The organism is Caballeronia sp. M23-90, from assembly GCF_053574605.1.
On record NZ_JBSIPA010000908.1, the window covers coordinates 1 to 875 of the forward strand.

At 62.3% G+C, this 875-nt stretch carries 1 protein-coding gene; it reads right to left on the reverse strand.

Annotated features, from left to right (window positions below; all coding sequences use genetic code 11):
• Nucleotides 1-875: amidase family protein (locus tag ACRXB1_RS36905; RefSeq protein ID WP_449494888.1), on the reverse strand; the 875-nt coding region annotated here is incomplete at both ends.

Here is an 875-nt window from a genome sequence, read left to right on the forward strand (position 1 = left end):
TCGCGCTGCCCGCAGCGCCGAAGCCGCAAGGCACGCTCATGCCCGGCAAGCCGGCGAGACTGATCGACAACGTGTAGATATCGGCGAGATACATCTGGACGGGATCATCGGCTTTCTCGCCGAGATTCCATGCAACGGAGGGCGCGACCGGTCCCATGATCACATCGCAGTGGTTGAATGCTTCCTGGAAATCCTGCGCGATGATGCGGCGGATCTTCTGCGCCTGGACGTAATACGCGTCGTAATAGCCGTGCGACAACACGTACGCGCCGACCAGGATCCGGCGCTTCACTTCCGGTCCGAAACCCTCGGCGCGCGACTTCTTGTACATATCGAGAAGATCGGTGTATTCGGCTGCGCGATGGCCGTAACGCACGCCGTCGAACCGCGACAGATTCGACGATGCCTCCGCCGGCGCGATGATGTAGTACACGGGAATCGACAACTCGGTCTTCGGCAGCGATACCTCGACGAGCGTCGCGCCGAGCGCTTCATATTGCTTCAACGCCGCGTCCACCGCGCTGCGAACTTCGGCGCTCAAGCCTTCGCCAAAAAATTCCTTCGGCAAACCGATGCGCAATCCCGCCAGTGGCCTGGCCGCATCATGACCGGACCAGGGCTGGCCGAGGTAACGCGTGTAGTCTTCGTCCTCGCGCTCGAGGCTGGTCGAATCGCGTGGATCAAACGATGCAATCGCGTTGAGCAACACGCCGCAATCCGCGGCGCTGCGAGCCATGGGGCCGCCCTGATCCAGCGACGAAGCGAACGCGATCATGCCGTAACGCGAAACGCGCCCGTACGTGGGTTTGATTCCCGTAACGCCCGTGAACGATGCAGGCTGGCGAATCGAGCCGCCCGTGTCCGTGCCGGTGGCA